At 71.1% G+C, this 22612-nt stretch carries 18 protein-coding genes, 1 tRNA gene and 1 pseudogene; 16 read left to right on the top strand and 4 right to left on the bottom strand.

Translation table 11 applies throughout. The annotated features are described in order from the left end of the window. Positions 1–75 precede the first annotated feature (75 nt). Positions 76–2847, top strand: a complete 2772-nt coding sequence (locus tag LN251_RS11120; RefSeq protein ID WP_458244286.1) for a penicillin acylase family protein — start codon at positions 76–78, stop codon at positions 2845–2847. A 212-nt stretch (positions 2848–3059) separates the two neighbouring features. On the opposite strand, the gene LN251_RS11115 is transcribed toward LN251_RS11120, so the two are convergent. Beyond that, complete coding sequence (locus LN251_RS11115) at positions 3060–3644, bottom strand: 5-formyltetrahydrofolate cyclo-ligase (RefSeq protein ID WP_458244285.1); 585 nt, start codon at positions 3642–3644, stop codon at positions 3060–3062. 134 nt (positions 3645–3778) lie between these two features. Here LN251_RS11115 and galU point away from each other — a divergent pair, with 134 nt between their 5' ends. From galU to LN251_RS11080, 7 genes are all read left to right on the top strand, one after another. Next, positions 3779–4681, top strand: coding sequence for a UTP--glucose-1-phosphate uridylyltransferase GalU (galU, locus tag LN251_RS11110; protein ID WP_458244284.1), 903 nt, complete (start codon positions 3779–3781; stop codon positions 4679–4681). Between the two features lie 4 nt (positions 4682–4685). Then, complete coding sequence (glp, locus tag LN251_RS11105; RefSeq protein ID WP_458244283.1) at positions 4686–6008, top strand: molybdotransferase-like divisome protein Glp; 1323 nt, start codon at positions 4686–4688, stop codon at positions 6006–6008. A 129-nt stretch (positions 6009–6137) separates the two neighbouring features. Then, a complete protein-coding gene (moaC, locus tag LN251_RS11100; protein WP_058924808.1) occupies positions 6138–6617 on the top strand; it encodes a cyclic pyranopterin monophosphate synthase MoaC in 480 nt (159 codons plus the stop codon). After that, positions 6602–7150: a MogA/MoaB family molybdenum cofactor biosynthesis protein gene (locus tag LN251_RS11095; protein ID WP_458246700.1), complete on the top strand. Its 549-nt coding sequence runs from the start codon at positions 6602–6604 to the stop codon at positions 7148–7150. The genes moaC and LN251_RS11095 overlap by 16 nt, the downstream gene beginning before the upstream one ends. A 20-nt stretch (positions 7151–7170) precedes the next feature. Continuing rightward, a complete protein-coding gene (locus tag LN251_RS11090) occupies positions 7171–7851 on the top strand; it encodes a GNAT family N-acetyltransferase (protein ID WP_383675143.1) in 681 nt (226 codons plus the stop codon). A gap of 172 nt (positions 7852–8023) precedes the next feature. Continuing rightward, the gene (sepX, locus tag LN251_RS11085) at positions 8024–9304 is read left to right on the top strand and encodes a divisome protein SepX/GlpR (protein WP_458244282.1); all 1281 of its coding nucleotides are present in this window, start codon (positions 8024–8026) and stop codon (positions 9302–9304) included. Between the two features lie 97 nt (positions 9305–9401). Next, positions 9402–9475 (top strand) — tRNA-Ala (locus LN251_RS11080). Positions 9476–9586: 111 nt separating this feature from the next. On the opposite strand, the gene LN251_RS11075 is transcribed toward LN251_RS11080, so the two are convergent. Next, positions 9587–10063 carry a GNAT family N-acetyltransferase gene (locus LN251_RS11075; protein ID WP_458244281.1) on the bottom strand — a complete coding sequence of 159 codons (477 nt, stop codon included), beginning with the start codon at positions 10061–10063 and terminating at the stop codon, positions 9587–9589. A gap of 135 nt (positions 10064–10198) precedes the next feature. Here LN251_RS11075 and LN251_RS11070 point away from each other — a divergent pair. After that, positions 10199–11000 (top strand): annotated as a pseudogene (locus LN251_RS11070) (exodeoxyribonuclease III). Positions 11001–11031: 31 nt separating this feature from the next. Here the strand turns inward: LN251_RS11070 and LN251_RS11065 are convergent. Further along, positions 11032–11670 (bottom strand): MerR family transcriptional regulator, encoded by a 639-nt coding sequence (locus LN251_RS11065; RefSeq protein WP_458246699.1) that lies wholly within the window; start codon positions 11668–11670, stop codon positions 11032–11034. A gap of 152 nt (positions 11671–11822) precedes the next feature. On the opposite strand from LN251_RS11065, the gene LN251_RS11060 reads away from it, so the two are divergent. The 4 genes from LN251_RS11060 to LN251_RS11045 all read left to right on the top strand — a co-directional run bounded on the left by LN251_RS11060 (position 11823) and on the right by LN251_RS11045 (position 15412). Then, positions 11823–13343, top strand: coding sequence for a flavin-containing monooxygenase (locus LN251_RS11060; RefSeq protein ID WP_458244280.1), 1521 nt, complete (start codon positions 11823–11825; stop codon positions 13341–13343). Continuing rightward, positions 13340–14257, top strand: coding sequence for an alpha/beta fold hydrolase (locus LN251_RS11055; protein WP_458244279.1), 918 nt, complete (start codon positions 13340–13342; stop codon positions 14255–14257). Before LN251_RS11060 ends, LN251_RS11055 begins: the two co-directional genes overlap by 4 nt. Then, complete coding sequence (locus LN251_RS11050; RefSeq protein WP_458244278.1) at positions 14254–15138, top strand: SDR family oxidoreductase; 885 nt, start codon at positions 14254–14256, stop codon at positions 15136–15138. The genes LN251_RS11055 and LN251_RS11050 overlap by 4 nt, the downstream gene beginning before the upstream one ends. A gap of 88 nt (positions 15139–15226) precedes the next feature. Continuing rightward, entirely contained in the window at positions 15227–15412 is a 186-nt protein-coding gene (locus LN251_RS11045; protein WP_458244277.1) for a hypothetical protein, read from the top strand. Between the two features lie 97 nt (positions 15413–15509). On the opposite strand, the gene LN251_RS11040 is transcribed toward LN251_RS11045, so the two are convergent. Beyond that, a complete protein-coding gene (locus LN251_RS11040) occupies positions 15510–18755 on the bottom strand; it encodes a S41 family peptidase (protein ID WP_458244276.1) in 3246 nt (1081 codons plus the stop codon). Between the two features lie 156 nt (positions 18756–18911). Between LN251_RS11040 and LN251_RS11035 the strand changes: the two genes are divergently transcribed. From LN251_RS11035 to LN251_RS11025, 3 genes are all read left to right on the top strand, one after another. Further along, complete coding sequence (locus LN251_RS11035) at positions 18912–19508, top strand: TetR/AcrR family transcriptional regulator (RefSeq protein WP_458244275.1); 597 nt, start codon at positions 18912–18914, stop codon at positions 19506–19508. 128 nt (positions 19509–19636) lie between these two features. Beyond that, entirely contained in the window at positions 19637–21856 is a 2220-nt protein-coding gene (locus tag LN251_RS11030) for an MMPL family transporter (protein WP_458244274.1), read from the top strand. A gap of 86 nt (positions 21857–21942) precedes the next feature. Continuing rightward, positions 21943–22497, top strand: coding sequence for an isochorismatase family protein (locus LN251_RS11025; protein WP_458244273.1), 555 nt, complete (start codon positions 21943–21945; stop codon positions 22495–22497). Positions 22498–22612: the final 115 nt, after the last annotated feature.

The following is a 22612-nucleotide window of genomic DNA, read 5'->3' as shown; positions in this document are numbered from 1 at the left end:
ACAGGGCCCTGCGCCTATGGTTGCTCCAGCACTCCAGGACCGCCTGCCGCTCGCGTTAGGACAGCAAGGACAGCGATGCCCCCCAACATCACCGCCACAACGGGTGACAAGCCCGGCAAGTCCGGCAGGAAGAAGGGGCGAAAAGCCCGACTCGTCGTGCTGGTACTGGTCCTGGCCATCATCGGAGGCATCGCCTACGGGGCGTACTGGTCCATCAGTACGGTGCGCGCGTCCTTCCCGCAGACGAAGGGCTCGCTCACGCTCGACGGCCTGTCAGGGCCGGTGGACGTCAAGCGCGACGGCTACGGCATCCCGCAGATCTACGCCTCCTCCGACGAGGACCTGTTCATGGCGCAGGGCTACGTCCAGGCGCAGGACCGGTTCTACGAGATGGACGTGCGCCGGCACATGACCTCCGGGCGCCTGTCGGAGATGTTCGGCAAGGGCCAGGTCAAGAACGACGAGTTCCTGCGCACCCTGGGCTGGGACCGCGTCGCCAAGGAGGAGTACGACACCAAGCTGTCGGCCTCCACCAAGAAGTACCTCCAGGCGTACGCCGAGGGAGTCAACGCCTACCTGCAGGGCAAGGACGGCAAGGACATCTCCCTGGAGTACGCCGCTCTGGGCTTCACCAACGACTACAAGCCCGCGAAGTGGACCCCGGTCGACTCGATCTCCTGGCTGAAGGCGATGGCCTGGGACCTGCGCGGCAACATGCAGGACGAGATCGACCGCGCCCTGATGACCAGCCGCCTCGGCCCCAAGCAGATCGCCGATCTGTACCCGGACTACCCGTACAGCCGCAACAAGGCGATCGTGCAGGAGGGCGCGTACAACTCGTTCAGCAAGACGTTCGAGCAGAACGGCTCCACCTCCGGCGGCGGTACCTCCTCCGGAACCTCCACGAGCGGTTCTACGGGCACGTCGTCGACGTCGGGGACCTCGGCCCTGCAGAGCCAGCTCTCGGGCCTGTACAAGGTCCTGGACGACGTTCCCACGGCCGTCGGCGTGAACGGCCAGGGCATCGGCTCCAACTCGTGGGTCGTCGCCGGGAGTCACACCATCACCGGCCACCCCCTCCTCGCCAACGACCCGCACCTGTCGGCCTCGCTGCCGTCCGTCTGGTACCAGATGGGCCTGCACTGCCGCACGGTCTCCAGCAAGTGCCAGTACGACGTCACCGGTTACACCTTCGCTGGCATGCCCGGCGTGGTCATCGGCCACAACCAGAACATCGCCTGGGGCATGACCAACTCCGGTGTCGACGTCACCGACCTGTACCTGGAGAAGATCAGCGGCGACGGCTACCTCTACGACGGCACCGTCAAGCCGTTCAAGACCCGCGAGGAGACCATCAAGGTCGCCGGGAGCGCGTCCAAGAAGATCATCGTCCGCGAGACGGCAGACGGCATGCCGCTGCTGTCCGACCGCGACGACGAACTCGTGAAGGTCGGCAAGAAGGCCTCCGTCAACACCGCCGCGCCCGACCGCGGCGACGGCTACGGCATCGCCCTGCGCTGGACCGCGCTCGACCCCGGCACCTCCATGGACGCCGTCTTCGCCATGGACAGGGCGTCGAACTGGAGCGACTTCCGCTCCGCTGCCACCCTGTTCGACGTGCCGTCGCAGAACCTCGTCTACGCCGACAAGACCAACATCGGCTACACGCTGCCCGGAAAGATCCCCACGCGCGCGAAGAAGGACGACGGCTCGATCCCGATGCCGGGCTGGAACTCGGACTACAAGTGGACCGGGTACATCCCGAAGGGTGCGCTGCCCTACGAGTTCAACCCGAAGCGCGGCTACATCGTCACCGCCAACCAGGCCGTGATCGACAAGGACAAGTACCCCTACACGCTCACCACCGACTGGGGTTACGGCACCCGCAGCCAGCGCATAAGCGACCTGATCGAGTCGAAGATCAAGGGTGGCGGCAAGGTCTCCACCGACGACATGCGGCAGATGCAGTTGGACAACAGCAGCGAGATCGCCAAGCTGCTCGTGCCCAAGCTGCTGAAGATCGACATCGAGGACAAGAGCGTCCGCCAGGCGCAGGAGCTCCTCGAGGGCTGGGACTACACCCAGGACGCCGACTCGGCCGCTGCCGCCTACTTCAACGCGGTCTGGCGCAACGTCCTCAAACTCGCCTTCGGCAACAAGCTGCCCAAGGAACTGCGCGTCAAGGGCCAGTGCCTGTGGGTCGACCCGGTCAACACCACCGGCCCCGCGGACGAGACGAACAAGGTCCGCGAGTGCGGCGAGCGTGACGCCGACCAGGCGCAGCCGGACGGTGGCGACCGCTGGTTCGAGGTCGTGCGCACCCTCATGAACGACCCCAAGAGCGACTGGTGGTCCACCCCGAAGTCGCTCACCCGCCCGGGAGCGAGCAACAATCGCGACGACCTGTTCAAGCGCGCGATGATCGACGCCCGCTGGGAGCTGACCGCCAAGCTCGGCAAGGACATCGACTCCTGGAGCTGGGGCCGGCTGCACCGCCTCTTCCTGAAGAACCAGACGCTCGGCACCGAAGGCCCCGGTTTCCTGCGGTACATCCTCAACCGCGGCCCCTGGAAGCTCAGCGGCGGCGAGGCGACCGTCAACGCCAGCGGCTGGAACGCCGCGGGCGGTTACGGCGTCGTCTGGGTGCCGTCGATGCGCATGGTGGTCAACCTCGGCGACCTCGACAAATCGAAGTGGATCAACCTCACCGGCGCCTCCGGGCACGCCTTCAGCGCCCACTACACCGATCAGACCGGCAAGTGGGCCAAGGGCGAACTCCTCGATTGGGACTTCTCGCAGAACGCGGTCGACAAGAACAGCCGGGACACGCTGGTGCTCAAACCGTGAGCCGCCGGCGGTAGACCGCGGAGCCGGGAGAGGGGTCCTTCACGCGCGTGGAGGGCCCCTTTCCTGTGCATGGGGTCAGAGTGCGCACGGGGCGTCGGGCTCGCGAGGTGCGGGGCTCATGAGGCGGGAGGTGCGCGGGACGTGAAGTGCGAAAGCGGGGCGTAAGCGCGACAGGCGGGGCGCGTGGAGATCGCCGAGCGCCCCCTGGGGCGTTACGCGCCGCTGCGGAAGCGGCGCACGCCCGACGGCGTCACCACCGCGTGCACGGGCCGGTCGTGCGCCTCCGCCGGTACGCGATCGACGACCTCCGCGTCGTACAGCAGGACCACCAGCGCGGGGCGGGCGCCCGCGCGCTCCAGACGGGCGAGCACGCGGTCGTACGACCCTCCGCCGCGCCCCAGACGCATTCCGCGCGCGTCGACCGCCAGTCCCGGCAGCAGCACGACGTCCGCCTCGGTCACGGCGTGCGGCCCGAGGCGCGGCCCGGAAGGCTCGAACAGTGCCATTTTCCCGCCGTGTTGGACACGAGCGAGGGAGTGCTCGCCCATGTACGCGCCCCAGTCCAGGTCGTTGTCGGGCAGGAGCGCCGGGAGCAGGACGCGCACGCCCCGCACGCGCAGCGCGTCCAGCAGCGCGAGGGTGCCCGGTTCGCTTCCCACGGAGACGTACGCCGCCACCGTGCGCGCGTGCGCCAGCTCCGGCAGTTCGAGAGCGCGCCCGGCCAGCGCCTCGGCGGCTCTTCGCATGTCATCCGCCGTCAACCTGTTTCTCACCGCGAGGAGCTCTCGCCGCAACATTCGCTTGTCAGGCTCGGCCGCAGATCCGTCGTGACGTGCGTCTGGCACCGCGTATCCCTCCTAATGGGCTCATATGAGAGTCAATTAACCGGAGCCTCAGATTCCCTAACAAGGCACCGGATAGGGTTGCGGCCATGACTCAGGCGCAACCCAGGATCAGCAAGGCTGTCATCCCCGCAGCAGGTCTCGGCACCCGGTTCCTGCCGGCAACCAAGGCCACTCCCAAGGAGATGCTGCCGGTCGTCGACAAGCCGGCGATCCAGTACGTGGTCGAGGAGGCCGTCTCCGCCGGCCTCGACGACGTCCTCATGATCACAGGCCGGAACAAGCGCCCCCTCGAGGACCACTTCGACCGCAACTACGAGCTTGAGTCGGCCCTGCAGAAGAAGGGCGACGCCGGACGGCTCGCCAAGGTCCAGGAGTCCAGCGACCTCGCCACCATGCACTACGTGCGCCAGGGCGACCCCCGGGGCCTGGGTCACGCCGTGCTGTGCGCCGCCCCGCACGTCGGGCACGAGCCCTTCGCCGTCCTGCTCGGCGACGACCTGATCGACCCGCGCGACCCGCTCCTCGCGCGCATGGTCGAGGTCCAGGAGCAGCGCGGCGGCAGCGTCATCGCGCTCATGGAGGTCGCCCCGGAGCAGATCCACCTCTACGGGTGCGCTGCCGTCGAGGCCACCGAGGACGGCGACGTCGTCCGGGTGACGGGCATGGTGGAGAAGCCCGACGCCTCCGACGCCCCCTCGAACTACGCGGTCATCGGCCGCTACGTCCTCGACCCGCACATCTTCGACATACTGCGCAAGACCGAGCCGGGCCGGGGCGGCGAGATCCAGCTCACCGACGCCCTGCAGCAGCTCGCGCAGGACGAGAAGATCGGCGGTCCGGTGCACGGCGTGGTCTTCAAGGGCCGTCGCTATGACACCGGGGACCGTGGCGACTATCTGCGTGCCATTGTCAGACTCGCGTGCGAACGTGAAGACCTGGGCCCGGACTTCCGGACCTGGCTTCGAAGTTACGTAGCCGAGGAGATGTAGGGACTTGAGCAGCGCCGCGACCCGCGCCACCGGCCCGGACCACCTGTGGTCGGTGGACGAACACCTGGAGGACATCCTCACGACCGTCCGCCCCCTGGAGCCCATCGAGCTGAACCTCCTGGACGCACAGGGATGCGTCCTGGTCGAGGACGTCACGGTGCCGGTGTCGCTGCCGCCGTTCGACAACAGCTCCATGGACGGGTACGCGGTGCGGGTGGCGGATGTCGCGGGCGCGAGCGAGGAGTTCCCCGCGGTCCTGGACGTGGTCGGGGACGTCGCGGCGGGCCAGGCCGACCTGCTCCAGGTGGGGCCCGGCCAGGCCGCCCGCATCATGACCGGCGCCCCGCTGCCCCCCGGGGCGGAGACGGTCGTGCCGGTCGAGTGGACCGACGGGGGCCTCGGCGAAGGACCGGTGACCGGTATGCGTGCCCGCAGCCTGGCCCCCGAGGGCGCCGAGGGGCACGTGCACGTGTACCGGTCGGCCGAGGCACGCGCGCACGTGCGCGCGAAGGGCAGTGACGTGAAGGCCGGGGACCGGGCGCTGGAGGCCGGCACCGTCCTCGGGCCGCCGCAGATCGGTCTGCTCGCCGCGATCGGGCGCGGCACGGTGCGCGTGCGCCCCCGCCCGCGCGTGGTCGTCGTCTCCACCGGCAGCGAACTCGTCCAGCCCGACGAGCAACTGGGCAGCGGCCAGATCTACGACTCCAACAGCTTCGCCCTCACCGCCGCCGCCCGCGACGCCGGCGCCATCGCCTACCGCGTGGGGGCGGTCGCCGACGACGCCGAGACCCTGCGCTCCACCATCGAGGACCAGCTCGTGCGTGCCGACCTCATGGTCACCACGGGAGGCGTCAGCGTCGGGGCGTACGACGTCGTCAAGGAGGCCCTGTCCCACGTCGGGGACGAGGACGAGGCGGGTGCCGGCGTCGAGTTCCGCAAGCTGGCCATGCAGCCCGGAAAGCCCCAGGGCTTCGGTTCCATCGGCCCCGACCACACCCCGCTGCTCGCCCTCCCCGGCAACCCCGTCTCGTCGTACGTCTCCTTCGAGCTGTTCGTCCGTCCCGCGATCCGCGCCCTGATGGGGCTCGACGACGTCCACCGGCCCACGACCCGCGCCACCCTCACCGCCGGCACCGCGCTGACCTCGCCGAAGGGCCGGCGGCAGTTCCTGCGGGGGACGTACGCGGACGGCGCCGTGACGCCGGTCGGCGGCGCCGGATCGCACCTGGTCGCGGCCCTCGCGCACGCCGACGCGCTGATCGTCGTCCCCGAGGACGTGGAGTCCGTCGAGCCCGGCACCGAGGTCGAGGTCGTCCTGCTCGGCTGAGCCCCCGCGCGCGTGCCGGACCATGGGGCAGTCCTGGTCCGTTGCCGGCGCCGACTTGGGGGTACCGTGTCGCGCACAACAGGCCCACGCGCCGCACCGCGAGGGCCCGGACCGGGAGCGCCGCACAGCATGAGTACGCAGGACCGACTGACGCACATCGACGAGGCGGGCGCCGCCCGCATGGTCGACGTATCCGGCAAGGACGTGACCGCGCGCACCGCGCGGGCCAGCGGACGCGTCCTCGTCTCACCGCGCGTGGTCGAGCTGCTGCGTGGGGAGGGCGTGCCCAAGGGCGACGCCCTCGCCACCGCGCGGATCGCGGGGATCATGGGTGCCAAGCGCACCCCGGACCTCATCCCGCTCTGCCACCCGCTCGCGGTGTCCGGTGTGAAACTGGATCTGTCGGTCGCGGACGACGCCGTGGAGATCGTGGCCACCGTGAAGACCACGGACCGTACGGGCGTAGAGATGGAGGCCCTCACCGCGGTCTCCGTCGCCGCGCTCACCGTGATCGACATGGTCAAGGCGGTCGACAAGGGAGCGGTCATCACGGACGTGCGCGTGGAGGAGAAGACGGGCGGCAAGTCGGGCGACTGGAGCCGGGCGTGAGCGCCGGTGTGCGCGCCGGGAGCGGTGCGCCGTATCGCGCGCTGGTCGTGACCGCTTCCAACCGGGCCGCCGCCGGTGTCTACCAGGACAAGGGCGGCCCGCTGGTCGCCGCGGGTCTCGAGGGCTTCGGCTTCGCCGTCGACGGTCCGCAGGTCGTCCCGGACGGCGATCCGGTGGAGGCCGCCCTGAGGGCCGGCGCCGAGGGCAGGTACGACGTGATCGTGACCACCGGCGGCACCGGCATCTCGCCCACCGACCGCACGCCCGAGGCCACCCGCGCCGTCATCGACTACGAAGTGCCGGGCATCGCGGAGGCCATCCGCGCGTTCGGACGGGAGAAGGTGCCGACGGCCGTGCTCTCCCGCGGCCTGGCCGGAGTGGCGGGACGGACCTTGATCGTCAACCTGCCGGGCTCCACGGGCGGAGTGAAGGACGGGCTGGCCGTTCTGGAGCCCCTCCTGACCCACGCCGTCGACCAGATCCGCGGCGGCGACCATCCCAGACCCGGTGTCACCAGTGGGGGTGCGAGCTGAACAGCCCATCCTGGCCCGTCGTGCTGGCGGACGGCGACATCGTCCTCCGGCCGATAAAGCTGCGCGACCAGCGGGCGTGGCGCGAGGTCAACCGGCGCAACCGCGACTGGCTGCGCCCCTGGGAGGCGACCATTCCGCCGCCCACGCCCAGCGGGCCGATCGCGCACCGGCCGACCTATCGGCAGATGGTGAGGCATCTTCGGGCCGAGGCGAATTCGGGCCGCATGCTGCCGTTCGTCATCGAGTACCAGGGGCGGCTCGTCGGTCAGTTGACGGTCGCGGGAATCACCTGGGGATCGATGTGTTCGGGGCACGTCGGCTACTGGGTGGACGAGTCGGTGGCCGGGCGCGGAGTGATGCCGACGTCCGTGGCCCTTGTCGTGGACCACTGTTTCCGGACGGTCGGTCTGCACCGCATCGAGGTCTGCATTCGCCCGGAGAACGGGCCCAGTCGCCGGGTCGTGGAGAAACTCGGATTCCGCGAGGAGGGGCTCCGGCCGCGTTATCTCCACATCGACGGCGCCTGGCGCGACCACCTCGTCTTCGCGCTCACCGCGGAAGAGGTTCCGGACGGGTTGCTCAACCGTTGGCGACGGGCACGATCCCAGCGCACCTCGGCCGAGGCCCCGCAGGAGACGGCGCGCGACCCGCAGAACACACCGGGGAATCCCGCATGGCCGTCCCATAGTCAAGAAAATTGAATAAGTGTTCGAAATTGATCGCTCTGCGACCGCCTCAAGGCATTAATTTCGCCCCCTCGGCGGCCCGCTGATCGCATCGATCACAAAAAAAGTTCGAAATATCAGCCAGATCGTGCGACACACCGGCCCAATTGGCGGATGGCCTCGCGCAAACCCCTCTACGGTGTGAGGCGTGAGCAGCAGCGGCCTCATCTACGCAGTCATTGTCGGGGCCTGGGCCGCCTACTTGGTGCCGATGTGGCTCCGTAGGCAGGACGAGCTGAACGAGGCCCGTCCGACGGAACGCTTCAGCACAGCCATCCGGTTGCTGTCCGGACGGGCGGGGATGGAGCGCCGGTACGCCAAGGACCTGCGCGCGCGCTCCGCCGAAGAGGGGGAGCCCGACGCCGACGCTCCGGACGCGATCACCGACTCGGTGGACGTCCGGGCCTTCGCCATGCCTCCGGCACGGCACCAGACCCGCGCTGAAGTGCAGTCTCCGGCGCCCGCGCGTGCGCAACCGGCGCGCGAACAGACGGGGGCGCCGGCGGCCGCGTCGAGCAACGCCCCGGCGCACGCATCGCACTCCGCGCCCGCGCGCGCATCCGACCCCGCGCCCGCGCGCAAGCGCCCACCGGTCCAGCGGCGCACGCCCGCGCAGGAAGCGGCCGCGGCGCGCGCCCGGCGCATGAAGGTTCTCGCGCGCCGTCGGCGCACCACCGTGGTGCTCTTCATCGCCTTCACACTGGGCGCGATCGTCGCCGCCGTCGGCGGCCTCGCCTTCCTCTGGGCGCCCGGCGTCCCCGCCGTACTCCTCAGCGCGTACATCGCCTACCTGCGCTCCCAGGAGCGCCGTCGCTTCGCCTTTCAGATGGACCGGCGTCGTGCCGAGGCCGCCGCGCAGCGGCTCAGGGAGCGGGCGCGACAGCCGCGCCGGCGCGTGACGCACGAGCTCGACGCCGACGAACCGGACGAGGGACCAGAGACCCAAACGGACAGCAATGCCGATACCGACACCGGCCTGTCCGCGCTCGCCGCGGACCGGCGGGCGCTCGTGGAGCAGACCGACCACGCCGAGTGGGTCGACCAGCAGCGTGAGCGGCAGCGCCGACCCGGGCACGGGGACAGCTGGGACCCGGTGCCGGTGCCGTTGCCGACGTACGTGACCGCGCCGGTCGCGCCGCGGGCCACCGCGGACGTGGACCTCGGGGCGCCGGACGCGTGGAGTTCGGCGCGGTCGAGTTCCGTGGCACCCGAGCAGGAGGCGCAGACCGGCTCCGGGGCCGAGCGGCGGGAGCCGGCGGCGACGGACGAGGCCGCTTCGGGCGAGGACGCCGCGGAGGCGAGGGCGGACGACGACGGGCGCTGTGACGCCCGCCGGGCGGCTTCCGCGCGGCGGGCCAGGGAGCGGGGGCGTACGCCGTTGTTCGACCAGTACGAGGACGGCGAGCGGCCGCGCGCCGCCAACGAGTAGCGCGCTCGGCCGCCCCACCTGTGGTGCTGCCCTCCGGCGGGCCCGGAACGGATTTCCAAGCACGCGGATCGGGATGCTAGAGTTTCACTCGTTGCAAGGGCCTGTGGCGCAGTCCGGTAGCGCACCTCGTTCGCATCGAGGGGGCCAGGGGTTCAAATCCCCTCAGGTCCACGCAGCATGGAGCCCCTGTCGGTGATGGCCGACAGGGGCTCCTGCACGTCATGCGGCGGATGCCGCGGGCGAAGGCGCCAAGTACGCACCCCCGCCCGGGCAGTTGAACATCTACAGCGGCTTCGCGAAGCAGCGGCTCGCCTCGTAGTGCCGGTAGTAGCCGAACTTCCCGCAGGGTTCGTAGCCGCTGGAGGTGTACAGGGCGATGGCCTCCGGCTGCTTGGTGCCGGTCTCCAGGACCATCCGGGCGCGCCCCGCCGTGCGGGCGTCCTCCTCCAGGGCGGCCAGGATGCGCCGGGCGACGCCTCGGCCCCGCATCTGCTCCACCACGAACATGCGCTTGAGCTCGGCGTCGCCGTCGAGGTTGCCCTCGCCGTTGGAGTCCTGGGTGCGCCAGCCACCGGTGGCCACCGGGGCGCCGTCCAGGTCGTAGGCGATCAGGTAGACGCCGTTCGGCGGCTCGAAGTCGGCCGGGTCGAGGAAGGTGGCGTCGCCGCCGTCGCCGTAGCGGACGTGGTATTCGGCCTGGACCTCGTCATTGAGCTTGACGGCGTCGAGATGGTCGAAGGAGACCCGGCGAATGTTCATGCTGTGGACCGTACACCTATGCGAAGTAGGGAGATGGACGTCGTCCAGTGTGCCGGTATCGTTCCCGCGTGCCCACTGTGACCTCGGACAACCTGTCCAGCCGCCGAGGTCGGCCAAGAGGTCGAGGAGAGTGTTGTGACGACGGTGACCTCCGTCAACGTCAACGGACTGCGTGCCGCCGCGAAGAAGGGCTTCGTCGAGTGGCTCGCGGCGACCGACGCCGACGTGCTCTGCCTGCAGGAGGTGCGGGCCGAGCCGCAGCAGCTGCCGGAGCAGGTCCGCACCCCGGACGGCTGGCACGTCGTGCACGCGCCCGCCGCCGCCAAGGGCCGGGCCGGCGTCTCCCTCTACTCCCGCCGTGAACCCGACCGCGTCCAGGTCGGCTTCGGCTCGGCGGAGTTCGACATCAGCGGGCGCTACGTCGAGGCCGACCTGCCCGGGCCTCACCGTCGCCTCCCTCTATCTGCCCTCCGGCGAGGTCGGCACCGAGCGCCAGGACGAGAAGGTCCGATTCATGGGTGAGTTCCTCGCCTATCTGCAGGGGCTGCGCGAGCGGGCCGCCGCCGACGGCCGCGAGGTCGTCGTCTGCGGTGACTGGAACATCGCCCACCGGCCGGCCGACCTGAAGAACTGGCGCGCCAACCAGAAGAACTCCGGGTTCCTGCCGGAGGAGAGGGAGTGGCTCTCCCGGGTCCTGGACCCCGCGGACGGCGGGTACGTCGACGTCGTACGGGCGCTGCATCCCGAGGCGGAGGGGCCGTACTCCTGGTGGTCGTACCGGGGGCGGGCCTTCGACAACGACAGCGGCTGGCGCATCGACTACCACCTCGCCACGCCCGGGCTCGCGGCCAGGGCGGTCAAGGGGTACGTGGAGCGGGCGGCCACGCACGCCGAGCGGTGGTCGGACCACGCGCCGGTGACCGTCGTCTACGAGTGAGCCCCCTGGGGGCCGGTGGGGGTGGCGCTCGTCACTCGGCGGAGCGGCGCTCGGCCGTCGACCGTCCCAGCCGTCGGTCCAGCGCCAGGGACAGTTCCGCCTCCACCACGCTCCGTGCCAGCGGGCGCAGGCGGTGCAGGTCCTCCTCGGGGCCGTGGGCCAGGACCAGTTCCGCGAACATCTCGGCCAGGGCGTCGGCGTGCTCGCGGACGCGGGCGCCCGCCTGGAGGACCTCGGCGAGCGGGATGCCCTCGCGGACCAGCGCGGAGGAGACGTCGAGGAGGCGCCGGCTGATGTGGACGATCTCGCCGCCGTCGGTGCCGAGGTAGCCGAGGTCGAGGGCGGCGGCGAGGTTCTCCGTGGTGACCTGGCCCTCGAAGCGGGCGGCGAGTTCCTCGGGCGTGAGACGGACCGGCTCCTCCTCGGTCGGCTCGACGCCCAGCAGGTCGGCGACGTCACGGCCGTGGTCGAGGGCCTCGGCCAGTTCCGCGATGCCGGTGAGGGTGTGGCCGCGCTCCAGCAGCGCCGCGATCGTGCGCAGACGGGCCAGGTGGTCGTCGTCGTACCAGGCGATACGGCCCTCGCGGCGGGGCGGCGGGATCAGCTTGCGTTCGCGGTAGAAGCGCAGGGTGCGCACCGTGATGCCGGCCAGGCTGGCCAGTTCCTCCATGCGGTACTCACGCTTGTCTGCCACGCCCGAACCCTACGTTGTACCCGCGGTAACTTTCCTGGCTCCGCCCCCTACCCATCGGTACGGAGCTGTTCTAACCTCCCATTGCGCCAGTATTCACTGGCGCGGTCGCGTGAGGGAAGGGCGTCGGCATGGCTGAGCGGGAGCATGTGCGGGTGGCGGTGATCGGGTCCGGGTTCGGCGGGCTCGGGGCCGCCGTACGGCTGCGGCGCGAGGGCGTCACGGACTTCGTGGTGCTGGAGCGGGCGAGCAGCGTCGGCGGTACCTGGCGCGACAACAGCTATCCCGGGTGCGCCTGCGACGTGCCGTCGCACCTGTACTCCTTCTCCTTCGCCCCCAACCCCGACTGGCCGCGCACCTTCTCCGGGCAGCAGCACATCCGCGCCTACCTGGAGCACGTCACCGACGTCTTCGGGCTGCGCCCGCACCTCCGCTTCGACTCCGAGGTGAAGCGGATGACCTGGGACGGCGAGAAGCTGCGCTGGGACATCGAGACGGCCGCCGGAAACCTCTCCGCCGACTTCGTCGTCTCCGCCACCGGACCGCTGTCCGACCCCAAGATCCCCGAGATCCCGGGGCTGGACTCCTTCCCCGGCAAGGTCTTCCACTCCGCCCGCTGGGACCACGACTACGACCTGCGCGGCAAGCGCGTCGCGATGGTCGGCACGGGCGCCTCGGCCATCCAGATCGTGCCGAGCATCCAGCCCCAGGTCTCCCGCCTCACCCTTTTCCAGCGCACCCCGCCGTGGGTCATGCCCCGCGTCGACCGGGCCATCAGCGGCGCCGAGCGGGCCCTGCACCGGGCGCTGCCCTTCACGGCGCAGGCCCGTCGTGGACTGCTGTGGGGCATCAGGGAGTTGCAGGTCCAGGCGTTCACCAAGCACCCGAACGAGCTGGGTTTCGTCGAGCAGTTGGCCAAGCGGAACATGGCCCGGGCCATCAAGGACCCGGCCCTGCGCGCCAAGCTGACCCCCGACTACCGCATCGGCTGCAAGCGGATCCTGCTGAGCAGCGCGTACTACCCGGCGATCGCCAAGCCCAACGTGGACGTCGTCGCCGGCGGGCTGAGCGAGGTCCGCGGGTCCACCCTCGTGGCCGCCGACGGCACCGAGGCCGAGGTCGACGCGATCGTCTTCGGCACCGGTTTCCACGTCACCGACATGCCGATCGCGGAGCGGGTCGTGGGCGCGGACGGCCGGACCCTCGCCGAGACCTGGAAGGGCGGCATGGAGGCGCTGCGCGGGGCGTCCGTGCCGGGCTTCCCCAACTGGATGACCGTCATCGGGCCCAACACCGGGCTCGGCAACTCCTCGATGATCCTGATGATCGAGTCGCAGCTCAACTACATGGTCGACTTCCTGCGGCAGCTCGACGTCCTGGGCGGCCGTGCGGCCCTCGACGCCCGGCCGGTCGCCGTCGACGCCTGGACCCGGCGGGTGCAGGAGCGCATGAAGCGCACGGTCTGGGACACCGGCGGCTGCACCAGCTGGTACATGGACGCCAACGGCCGCAACACCACCATCTGGCCCGGTACGACCACCGAGTTCCGGCGGGCGACGCGGCGGGTGGACCTCGCGGAGTACGAACTCGTGCGCGAGCCGGCGGCGAAGGGGACGGCCGGGGACACGGCGAAGAAGGAGGTGTCCGCGTGAGCCGCCTCATGCACGTCTCCTCGGGGCCGTACGCCCCGCCCGAGCCGGTCCGCGTGCTCACCGCCACCTCCGCCGACGGCGCCGCCCTCCACGTCGAGGTGCACGGACCCGAGGACGCGCCCGCCGTCGTCCTCGCCCACGGCTGGACCTGCTCCACCGCCTTCTGGGCCGCGCAGATCCGGGACCTCGCCGCCGACCACCGCGTCATCGCCTACGACCAGCGGGGCCACGGGCGCAGCCCGGCGAGCCCCGCCTGCACCGCCGACGCCCTCGCCGACGACCTCGAGGCCGTGCTGAAGGCGACCCTCGCGCCCGGCGAGAAGGCCGTGATCGCCGGTCACTCCATGGGCGGCATGACGGTGATGGCGTCCGCGACCCGGCCCGCCTTCCGGGAGCACGCGGCGGCCGTGCTGCTGTGCAGCACCGGCTCCTCCCGGCTGGTCGCCGAGTCGACCGTCGTCCCCCTGCGGCCCGGCCGGCTGCGGACCTGGCTGACCCGCAACATCCTCGGGGCGCGCGCCCCGCTCGGGCCGGTGACGCCCGTCGCGCGGCGGATCCTCAAGTACGCGACGATGGGACCGGGTTCGGCACCCCACATGGTGGAGGCGTGCGCGCGGATCGTGCACGCGTGCCCGCGCACGGTCCGCCACGCCTGGTCGAACGTGCTCCACCTGCTCGATCTCGACCACGGCGTACGGGAGTTGAGGGTGCCGACGGTCGTCGTCGTCGGGACCGCCGACCGGCTGACGCCGCCCGTGCACGCGCGGGCGCTGGTGGCCGCGCTGCCGAACTGCGTGGACTCCGCCGAGCTGCTGGGGCTCGGCCACATGACGCCGGTCGAGGCGCCCGACCTGGTCACCGGCCGGATCCGGGACCTCGTGACGACGTACGCAACCATCAAGGAGGGTGCATGAGCAGGGTCAGCCTCGAAGGACAAGTCGCCGTCGTCACGGGGGCCGCGCGCGGGGTGGGCGAGCTGCTCGCCCGCAAGCTGTCGGCGCGCGGCGCCAAGGTGGCGCTGGTGGGCCTGGAGCCGGACGCCCTCAAGCAGGTCTCCGAACGGCTGCACAGCGAGAGCGACCACTGGTACGCCGACGTCACCGACCACGAGGCGATGGCCCGGGTCGCGCGGGAGGTCAAGGAGCGGTTCGGGAAGGTCGACATCGTGGTCGCCAACGCGGGAGTGGCGACCGGCGGGCCCTTCGTGGACTCCGACCCGGACGCGTGGCGGCGGGTCATCGAGGTGAACCTCATCGGGTCGGCGGTGACCGCCCGCGCGTTCCTGCCCGTGCTCATGGAGAGCCGCGGCTACCTGCTGCAGATCGCCTCCCTCGCCGCCATCACGCCGGCACCGATGATGACCGCGTACTGCGCCTCCAAGTCCGGTGTGGAGGCGTACGCGCACAGCCTGCGCGCCGAGGTCGGCTACCAGGGCGTGCGCGTCGGCGTCGGCTATCTGTCCTGGACCGACACGGACATGGTGCGCGGCGCCGACCAGGACGAGGTCATGCGGGAGTTGCGGCAGCGGCTGCCGTGGCCGTCCAACAAGACCTATCCGCTGGGCCCGGCCGTCGACCGCCTCGTGGCCGGCATCGAGCGGCGCGCCGGCCATGTCTACGGGCAGTGGTGGCTGCGCGGCATGCAGGGCGTGCGCGGCTACCTGCCGGGGATCATCGGGTCGGTCGGACAGCGGGAGATGAAGCGGTTCGCGCCCCGGTTGGCGGGGATGCGGCAGGGGCTCGTCGGCGCAGGTGGGGCGGCGGACGAGGAGGCCCGCGCTACGCACCGTCACTGACCGAAATGCGCACCGTGTCCGCCCGTGTGAATCTGAGGAAGGCCCCGCTCAGGGGCTCTTCCCCCACTCGATACGGGAGTGAACCCACATGGGTATGAAGGACAAGTTCCAGGACCAGTCGGAGCAGTGGCAGCAGCAGGCCAAGCAGAAGGCCCAGGAGGCCAGGGAGCAGGGCCAGCAGCGTGGCCGGCAGGACCGGGACCGCATGCGTGAGGAGCAGCCGGAGCGGATGCGCGAGGAGCAGGACAGGCTCGAGGAAGACTTCGACGCCTAGTCGCTGCGCCGGCTTTCGCCGGTGAGGTGGGGTGCCCTGGGTTTTCGGGGCGCCCCACTTTGCCGTTCTGTGCGCGGTTCCTCGCGCCCCTTCCTCGTCAGGAAGTCGTGCGGGGAGGGAGTTTGGGGCGGGAGCGGTCTGGGGCGTTCGAGTAGTCCGGCGGGGTTGCCGGGGGGTTGGACTCCAGGAGTTCGACGGCCAGTTGGACCGCGTCGTCCAGTTGGGCGTGGCGGCCCTCCGCCCAGTCCAGCGGGGTGCGCAGGATCTCCAGGTCCGGGGTCACCCCCCGGTTCTCCACGCCCCAGCCGTACGCGTCGAACCACGCCGCGTTCATCGGGACCGTGATCACCGTGCCGTCGCCCAGTTCGTGGCGTCCGGTCATGCCGACCACGCCGCCCCAGGTGCGCTGGCCGATGACGGGGCCGAGCTTCAGGAGCTTGAAGGCCGCCGTGATCATGTCGCCGTCGGAGGACGTCGCCTCGTCGGCGAGGGCGACGACCGGGCCGCGCGGGGCGTTGGAGGCGTACGACACCGGCTGGGCGTTGCGCGTCAGGTCCCAGCCGATGATCGTGCGGGTCAGCTTCTCCACGACCAGTTCGCTGATGTGGCCGCCCGCGTTGCCGCGTACGTCGACGATGAGGGCGGGGCGGGACACCTCCATCCGCAGGTCCCTGTTGAACTGGGCCCAGCCCGAGCCGCCCATGTCCGGGATGTGCAGATAGCCGCAGCGGCCACCGCTCAACTCCCGCACCACCGCGCGGCGTTTGGCGACCCAGTCCTGGTAGCGCAGGGGGCGTTCGTCGACCAGGGGGACCACGGCGACCCGGCGTGAGCGGCCCGCCTCGCCCTCGGCGGGCGTGAAGGTGAGCTCGACGGTCGTACCGCCCGCGCCGGCCAGCAGTGGGTACGGTCCGGTCAGCGGGTCCACCGGGCGGCCGTCGACATGGGTGAGGACGGCGCCCTCGCGGATGCCCGTGCCCGCCAGCGGGGAGCGCGCCTTGGAGTCGGAGGAGTCGCCCGGCAGGATCCGCCTGACCACCCAACCCTCGTCGCGGCGGACGAAGTTGGCGCCCAGCAGGCCCTGGCGGCGCTGATAGTGGGGCGGTCCCTCGTTGCGGCGGGCGGCGGTGACGTAGGCGTGGGAGGTGCCCAGTTCGCCCAGCACCTCGCGCAGCAGGTCGGCGAACTCGTCCGGGGACGCGACGCGTTCGACCAGCGGACGGTACTGGTCGAGCACGCCGTCCCAGTCGACGCCGCACATCCCCGGGTCCCAGAAGTAGGCCCGGATCAGCCGGCCCGCCTCCTCGTAGGACTGGCGCCACTCGGCCGCCGGGTCGACCTCGTGCAGGATGCGGCGCAGGTCGATCCAGACCGTCGAGTCGCCGTCGCCCGACTCGCCGGCGGGGACCGCGCGCAGGTCGCCCTCGTCGACCACCACCAGGCGGGTGCCGTCGCCGCTGACCGCGAACCAGTCGAGGTGGTCGACCAGTTCGGTCTTCTTCGCCTTGCTGATGGTGAAGTGCTCCAGCGTCGGCCGGCCGCTGGTGTCGTCCGGGTTGACGAAGGTCTCGCCGAGCGCGCCGGAGATCGGCCAGCGCAGCCAGACCAGCCCGCCGCCCGCCACCGGATACAGCTCCGAGTACTTCGAGGCGGCGACCGGGAAGGGCGTGACCCGGCTCTCCAGCCCCTCGACCTCGACGGTCACCGTGCCGTCGCCCTCCTCGTCGTCCACGGGGTCCAGCCCGCCCGCGGCCGGCCGGCCCTCCGGGGTCAGGGCGAAGGGGGAGGGGGTCGCGGAGGACAGCGGGACCAGGTAAGGCCGGCAGCCGAGCGGGAAGGACAGGTCGCCGGTGTGGACGTCGTAGACCGGGTCGAAGCCGCGCCAGGACAGGAACGCCAGATAGCGGCCGTCCCTGGTGAAGACCGGGTTCTCGTCCTCGAAGCGGCCGTTGGTGACGTCCACGACCAGCCGCTCGCCCCGGCCCTTGGGGGCGACGCGGGCCATCTTGATCTGCCGCAGGGTCCGGCCGATCCCCGGGTGCGACCAGGTCAGCCACCCCCCGTCCGGTGAGAAGGCGAGGTCCCGGACGGGGCCGTTGGCCGACCGGATCAGTTCCGTCACCTCGCCGTTGGAGTCCTCGGTCGCGTCGATCAGCAGCAGGCGCCCGTCGTGCGAGGCGAGGGCGAGGCGCTCGCCCTGCGGGTCGGAGACCAGCTCCAGCACGCGGCCCAGCTCCCCGGAGGCGAGACGGCGTGGCTCCCGGTCGCCGGTCGCCCGCGGAAGCTGGGCGATCTCGACGGCGTCCTCGCCCTCCGCGTCCGTCACATAGGCGACCTGCCCGGTCGAGCCCAGCATCTCCGGGAGCCGGACCCGCACGCCGGGGGTGTCCGTGATCGTGCGGGCGGGGCCGTCGCGGTGGGTCAGCCAGTACAGGCTGCCGCGTACGACGACGGCGCTCGCGCGGCCCGTCTCGTCGACGGAGAGACCGTTGACGTGCTGCCCGGCCGGCACCTGGTAGCTGCGGCGGCCCGCGCGCGGCCCGCTCAGCCGGACGTCGAGCCGGCGCGGCTCGCTCGCGAGGTCGTCCACGATCCACAGGTCCCCGGTGCACTGGTAGACCACCCGGGTGCCGTCGCTGGAGGCGTGCCGGGCGTAGAAGGCGTCGTGGTCGGTGTGGCGGCGCAGGTCGGAGCCGTCGTACGCGCACGAGTACAGGTTGCCGACGCCCTCGTGGTCGGAGAGGAAGGCGATGCGGCCGCCGACGAACATGGGGGAGTGGAGGTGGCCCTCCAGGCCGTCGAGCAGCCGTTCGCCGTGGAACCACAGTCGGCCCGTCGCGCCGCCCCGGTACCGCTTCCAGGCTGCGGGCTCGTGCGGCGGGGTGCCGGTGAGCAGCAGGGTCTTGCGTTCGCCGTCGATCTCGCCGACCTGGATGTCGGAGACAGGGCCCCAGGGGAGCTTGCGGCCGGGGTCGCCGTCGGGGGAGACCTTGTAGGCCCAGGTGAAGTAGGAGAAGGGCTCGCCGTGGGAGGCGACGGCCAGGATGGTGCCCTGCGGGGTCCAGCCGCACACCTGGGTGTCGGCCGAGCCCCAGTGGGTGAGCTGTCTGCCGGGCCCGCCGCCGTCCACCGGCACCACATGGATCTCCGGCACCAGACTGCGCCAGCTCGTGTACGCGATGGCGGCGCCGTCCGGCGAGAAGCGCGGATGGCCGATCTTCGTACGGTCGACGGTGAGGCGCCAGGCGCGCCCCGGGCCGTCGAGGGGGGCCAGCCAGAGGTCGTCCTCGGCCACGAAGCACAACAGGTCGCCGCTCACGTGCGGCAGGCGCAGATAGCTCACGTCCTCATGCTTTTCCGGCAATTCGGGCCGGGCAACTTATGTGTCCTTCATGTTCGTGAGCCACGACACGTACGAAACGGTTTCGTTTCGCTTGGCTTGGGGGTATCTTCATGAACGTACAAAGAAACGAACGTCCCGAGCGGGAAGGCGAGTGGCATGACCGAGGTGACAACCGCGCGTCGCAGTCGCATCACGCCCGAGCGCGAGGCCGAGTTGTACGAGGCCGTGCTCGACCTGCTCAGGGAGGTCGGCTACGACGCCCTCACCATGGACGCCGTGGCGGCCCGCACCAAGTCCAGCAAGGCGACGCTCTACCGCCAGTGGGGCGGCAAGGCCGAGCTGGTCGCGAAGGCGGTGCGGCACAACAAGCCGGGCGGACTCGGTCTCGGTGAGATCGACACCGGGTCGCTCCGGGGCGACCTGCAGGCCCTGACCATGCGTTCGGACGACTGCGAGATGGAGCAGAACTCCGCGCTGATGCGAGGTCTGGCCATGGCCATCCATGGCAACCCCGACCTGCTGAAGGCGTTCAGGGAGTACCTGATCGAGCCCGAGATGGCGGAGTTCCGCCGGGTGGTGCAGCGGGCGATCGACCGGGGCGAGGTCCGCGCGGACAACCCGGCCGTCGACTTCGTGTTGCACATGATGATCGGCGGGTTCGCCGCCCGCACGATGATCGACGAGCAGCCGCCGACGCAGGCGTTCCTTCTGTCGTACATCGATGCCGTGGTCCTGCCGGCCCTCGGCGTCTGACCCCTCCCCACCCCCTCCCCACCACCTGACGTCACCGCTCAAGTCGTCGGGACGGTCACCCATGCCTCCCCGCCGGGTGATCACCCCTGCTCCGAAACACCCCACGACCTGACCGGGAGTACGCCCACGTGGCCACGTTCCTCTATCGGCTCGGCCGGTTCGCCTTCCGGCGACGGCACTTCGTCGCACTGTTCTGGGTGGCGCTGCTGACGCTCGCCGGCGTCGCCGCCGCGGGCGCGCCCGCCGCCGGCTCCACCTCCTTCTCCATTCCCGGCACGGAGGCGCAGAAGGCCTTCGACCTGCTGGACCAGCGCTTCCCCGGCTCCAGCTCCGGCGGCGCCACCGCCCGCGTCGTCTTCAAGGCGCCCGGCGGCGAGACGATGACCGACGCCGCCAACAAGGCGACCGTCGAGAAGACGGTGAAGGAGCTGGCCGACGGCTCCGAGGTGACCTCCGTCGCCGACCCGTACACCGCGCACGCCGTCAGCAAGGACGGCACGGTGGCGTACGCGTCCGTGCGCTACGACAAGCCCGGCATGGAACTGAAGGACGCCTCCCGCACCGCCCTTAAGGACACCGCCCGGCAGGCACGGGATGCCGGGCTCACCGTCGAGATCGGCGGCGACGCGCTGCAGGCGGGCGCCGAACCGGGCGCGGCCGGCGAGGTCGTCGGTCTCGCCATCGCCGCCGTCGTCCTCGTCGTCACCCTCGGCTCACTGGTCGCGGCCGGCCTGCCGCTGCTGACGGCGATCATCGGTGTCGGCATCGGCGTCTCCACCATCACCGCCCTCGCCAAGGCGCTCGACCTCGGCGACACGACGTCCACCCTCGCCCTGATGATCGGCCTCGCGGTCGGCATCGACTACGCGCTGTTCATCGTCTCGCGCTACCGCGGCGAACTCGCCGAGGGCCGCAGCCGGGAGGAGGCGGTCGGCCGGGCGGCCGGCACGGCCGGCTCCGCGGTGGTCTTCGCCGGCCTGACGGTCATGATCGCCCTGGCGGGCCTGTCGGTCGTCGGCGTCCCGATGCTGACCAAGATGGGTCTCGCGGCGGCCGGAACCGTCCTGGTCGCCGTCCTCATCGCGCTCACCATGATCCCGGCGCTGCTCGGCTACGCGGGCCGCAGGGTCCGGCCGGCGGGCGAGAAGCGCCGCAAGAGCGAGGGCGCCCGCTCCACCAGGGCCGGCCTGGGCGAGCGCTGGGCGAGCTTCGTCGTACGGCGGCCCGCCGCCGTCCTGCTGCTCGGCGTGGTCGGCCTCGGCGCGGTCGCCGTCCCGGCCACCCAGCTCGAACTGGGCCTGCCCGACGACGGATCGCAGCCGACGTCCACCACCCAGCGCCGCGCCTACGACCTGCTGTCGGACGGCTTCGGGCCCGGCTTCAACGGCCCCCTGCTGATCGTCGTCGACGCCAAGGGCAGCGACGACCCCAAGGCGGCGGCGACCCGCGTCGGCGGCGACATCAAGGGCCTGAAGGACGTCGCGACGGTCACCCCGGCGATGTTCAACAAGGCCGGCGACACCGCGATGATCACCGTGGTCCCGGGCTCCAAGCCGTCCTCCACGCAGACCGAGGACCTGGTGCACGCGATCCGCGGCAAGGGCGCGGACGTCCGCGCCGACACCGGCGCGAAGGTCCTGGTCACCGGCACCACGGCCATGAACATCGACTTCTCGCAGAAGCTCAACGACGCGCTGGTCCCGTACCTGGGTCTGGTGGTCGGACTCGCCTTCCTGCTGCTGATCGCGGTGTTCCGCTCGATCCTGGTCCCCCTGAAGGCGGCGCTCGGCTTCCTGCTCAGTGTGCTGGCCGCGCTCGGCGCCGTGGTCGCGGTCTTCCAGTGGGGCTGGCTCGGCGGCCTGCTCGGAGTGGAGCAGACCGGCCCGATCATGTCGATGATGCCGATCTTCATGGTGGGCGTGGTCTTCGGCCTGGCCATGGACTACGAGGTGTTCCTCGTGACCCGGATGCGCGAGGCGTACGTCCACGGCGAGACACCCGGCCAGGCCGTGGTCACCGGATTCCGGCACAGCGCGCGGGTCGTGGCGGCCGCCGCCGTCATCATGATCGCCGTCTTCGGAGGCTTCATCACCTCCGGCGAGTCCATGATCAAGATGATCGGCTTCGGCCTCGCGATCGCCGTCTTCTTCGACGCGTTCGTCGTCCGCATGGCCATCGTCCCCGCGGTCCTGGCGCTGCTCGGCCGCAAGGCCTGGTGGCTGCCGAAGTGGCTGGACCGGGCGCTGCCCGACGTCGACGTCGAGGGCGAGGGACTGAAGACCCTCGATGCCGCCGACGGCGACCGGGACTCCGATCCGGACGAGGACAGGAAGCTGGTGAAGGCCTGAGGGTCCGCTGCGCGGCGGGCGGCGGTCCGCCCGCCGCGCAGCGCAGGTCACAGGCCGTTGTCAGTGGCGCCGCCTAACGTGGCGGCATGACCACACTCTCCGAACGGCCCCACACCGCCCTGCTGGTGATCGACGTCCAGCAGGGCGTCGTCGCGTCCGCCCATGAGCGGGACGCCGTCGTCGCGAACATCGTCTCCCTCGTCGACAGGGCCCGCGCCGAGGACGTCCCGGTCGTCTGGGTCCAGCACTCCGACGAGGGCCTGGAGAAGGGCAGCGACGACTGGCGGTACGTCCCCGAACTGCCGCGCCGCGACTCCGAGCCGCTGGTCCACAAGAACTACGGCGACTCCTTCGAGGCCACCGACCTGGAGCGGGTCCTCGCCGAGGCGGGCGTCGGCCACCTCGTCGTCACGGGCGCGGAGACGGACGCGTGCATCCGGTCCACGATCCACGGCGCGTTCGTACGGGGCTACGACGTCACGCTCGTCGCCGACGCGCACACCGCGAACGACCAGCGGGAGTGGGGCGCCCCGCCGCCGGAGCAGGTCATCGCCCACACGAACCTGTACTGGCGCTGGCAGGGGGCGCCGGGGCGCAGGGCCGCGGTGACGGACACGAAGGATGTGACGTTCGGCGGCTGAGACATCGGTTTCCCGGTTCCCGCAGCCCGGAGCGACCGCTTCCCCCTACCGTGACCGATGACATTGTGTGAACGGCCGGTGACTGTCCGGCGTTTGTCTCGGACTGTCCCGGCTG

This window comes from Streptomyces sp. MAI_2237, assembly GCF_054189285.1.
This window is presented reverse-complemented; position numbering and strand designations above follow the sequence as displayed.

Coding starts and splice junctions, on each gene's coding strand:
- LN251_RS11120 (WP_458244286.1), top strand. CDS start 76: ATGCCCCCCAACATCACCGCCACAACGGGTGACAAGCCCGGCAAGTCC.
- LN251_RS11115 (WP_458244285.1), bottom strand. CDS start 3,644: ATGTTGCGGCGAGAGCTCCTCGCGGTGAGAAACAGGTTGACGGCGGAT.
- galU (WP_458244284.1), top strand. CDS start 3,779: ATGACTCAGGCGCAACCCAGGATCAGCAAGGCTGTCATCCCCGCAGCA.
- moaC (WP_058924808.1), top strand. CDS start 6,138: ATGAGTACGCAGGACCGACTGACGCACATCGACGAGGCGGGCGCCGCC.
- LN251_RS11075 (WP_458244281.1), bottom strand. CDS start 10,063: ATGAACATTCGCCGGGTCTCCTTCGACCATCTCGACGCCGTCAAGCTC.
- LN251_RS11065 (WP_458246699.1), bottom strand. CDS start 11,670: ATGGAGGAACTGGCCAGCCTGGCCGGCATCACGGTGCGCACCCTGCGC.
- LN251_RS11060 (WP_458244280.1), top strand. CDS start 11,823: ATGGCTGAGCGGGAGCATGTGCGGGTGGCGGTGATCGGGTCCGGGTTC.
- LN251_RS11050 (WP_458244278.1), top strand. CDS start 14,254: ATGAGCAGGGTCAGCCTCGAAGGACAAGTCGCCGTCGTCACGGGGGCC.
- LN251_RS11045 (WP_458244277.1), top strand. CDS start 15,227: ATGGGTATGAAGGACAAGTTCCAGGACCAGTCGGAGCAGTGGCAGCAG.
- LN251_RS11035 (WP_458244275.1), top strand. CDS start 18,912: ATGACCGAGGTGACAACCGCGCGTCGCAGTCGCATCACGCCCGAGCGC.
- LN251_RS11025 (WP_458244273.1), top strand. CDS start 21,943: ATGACCACACTCTCCGAACGGCCCCACACCGCCCTGCTGGTGATCGAC.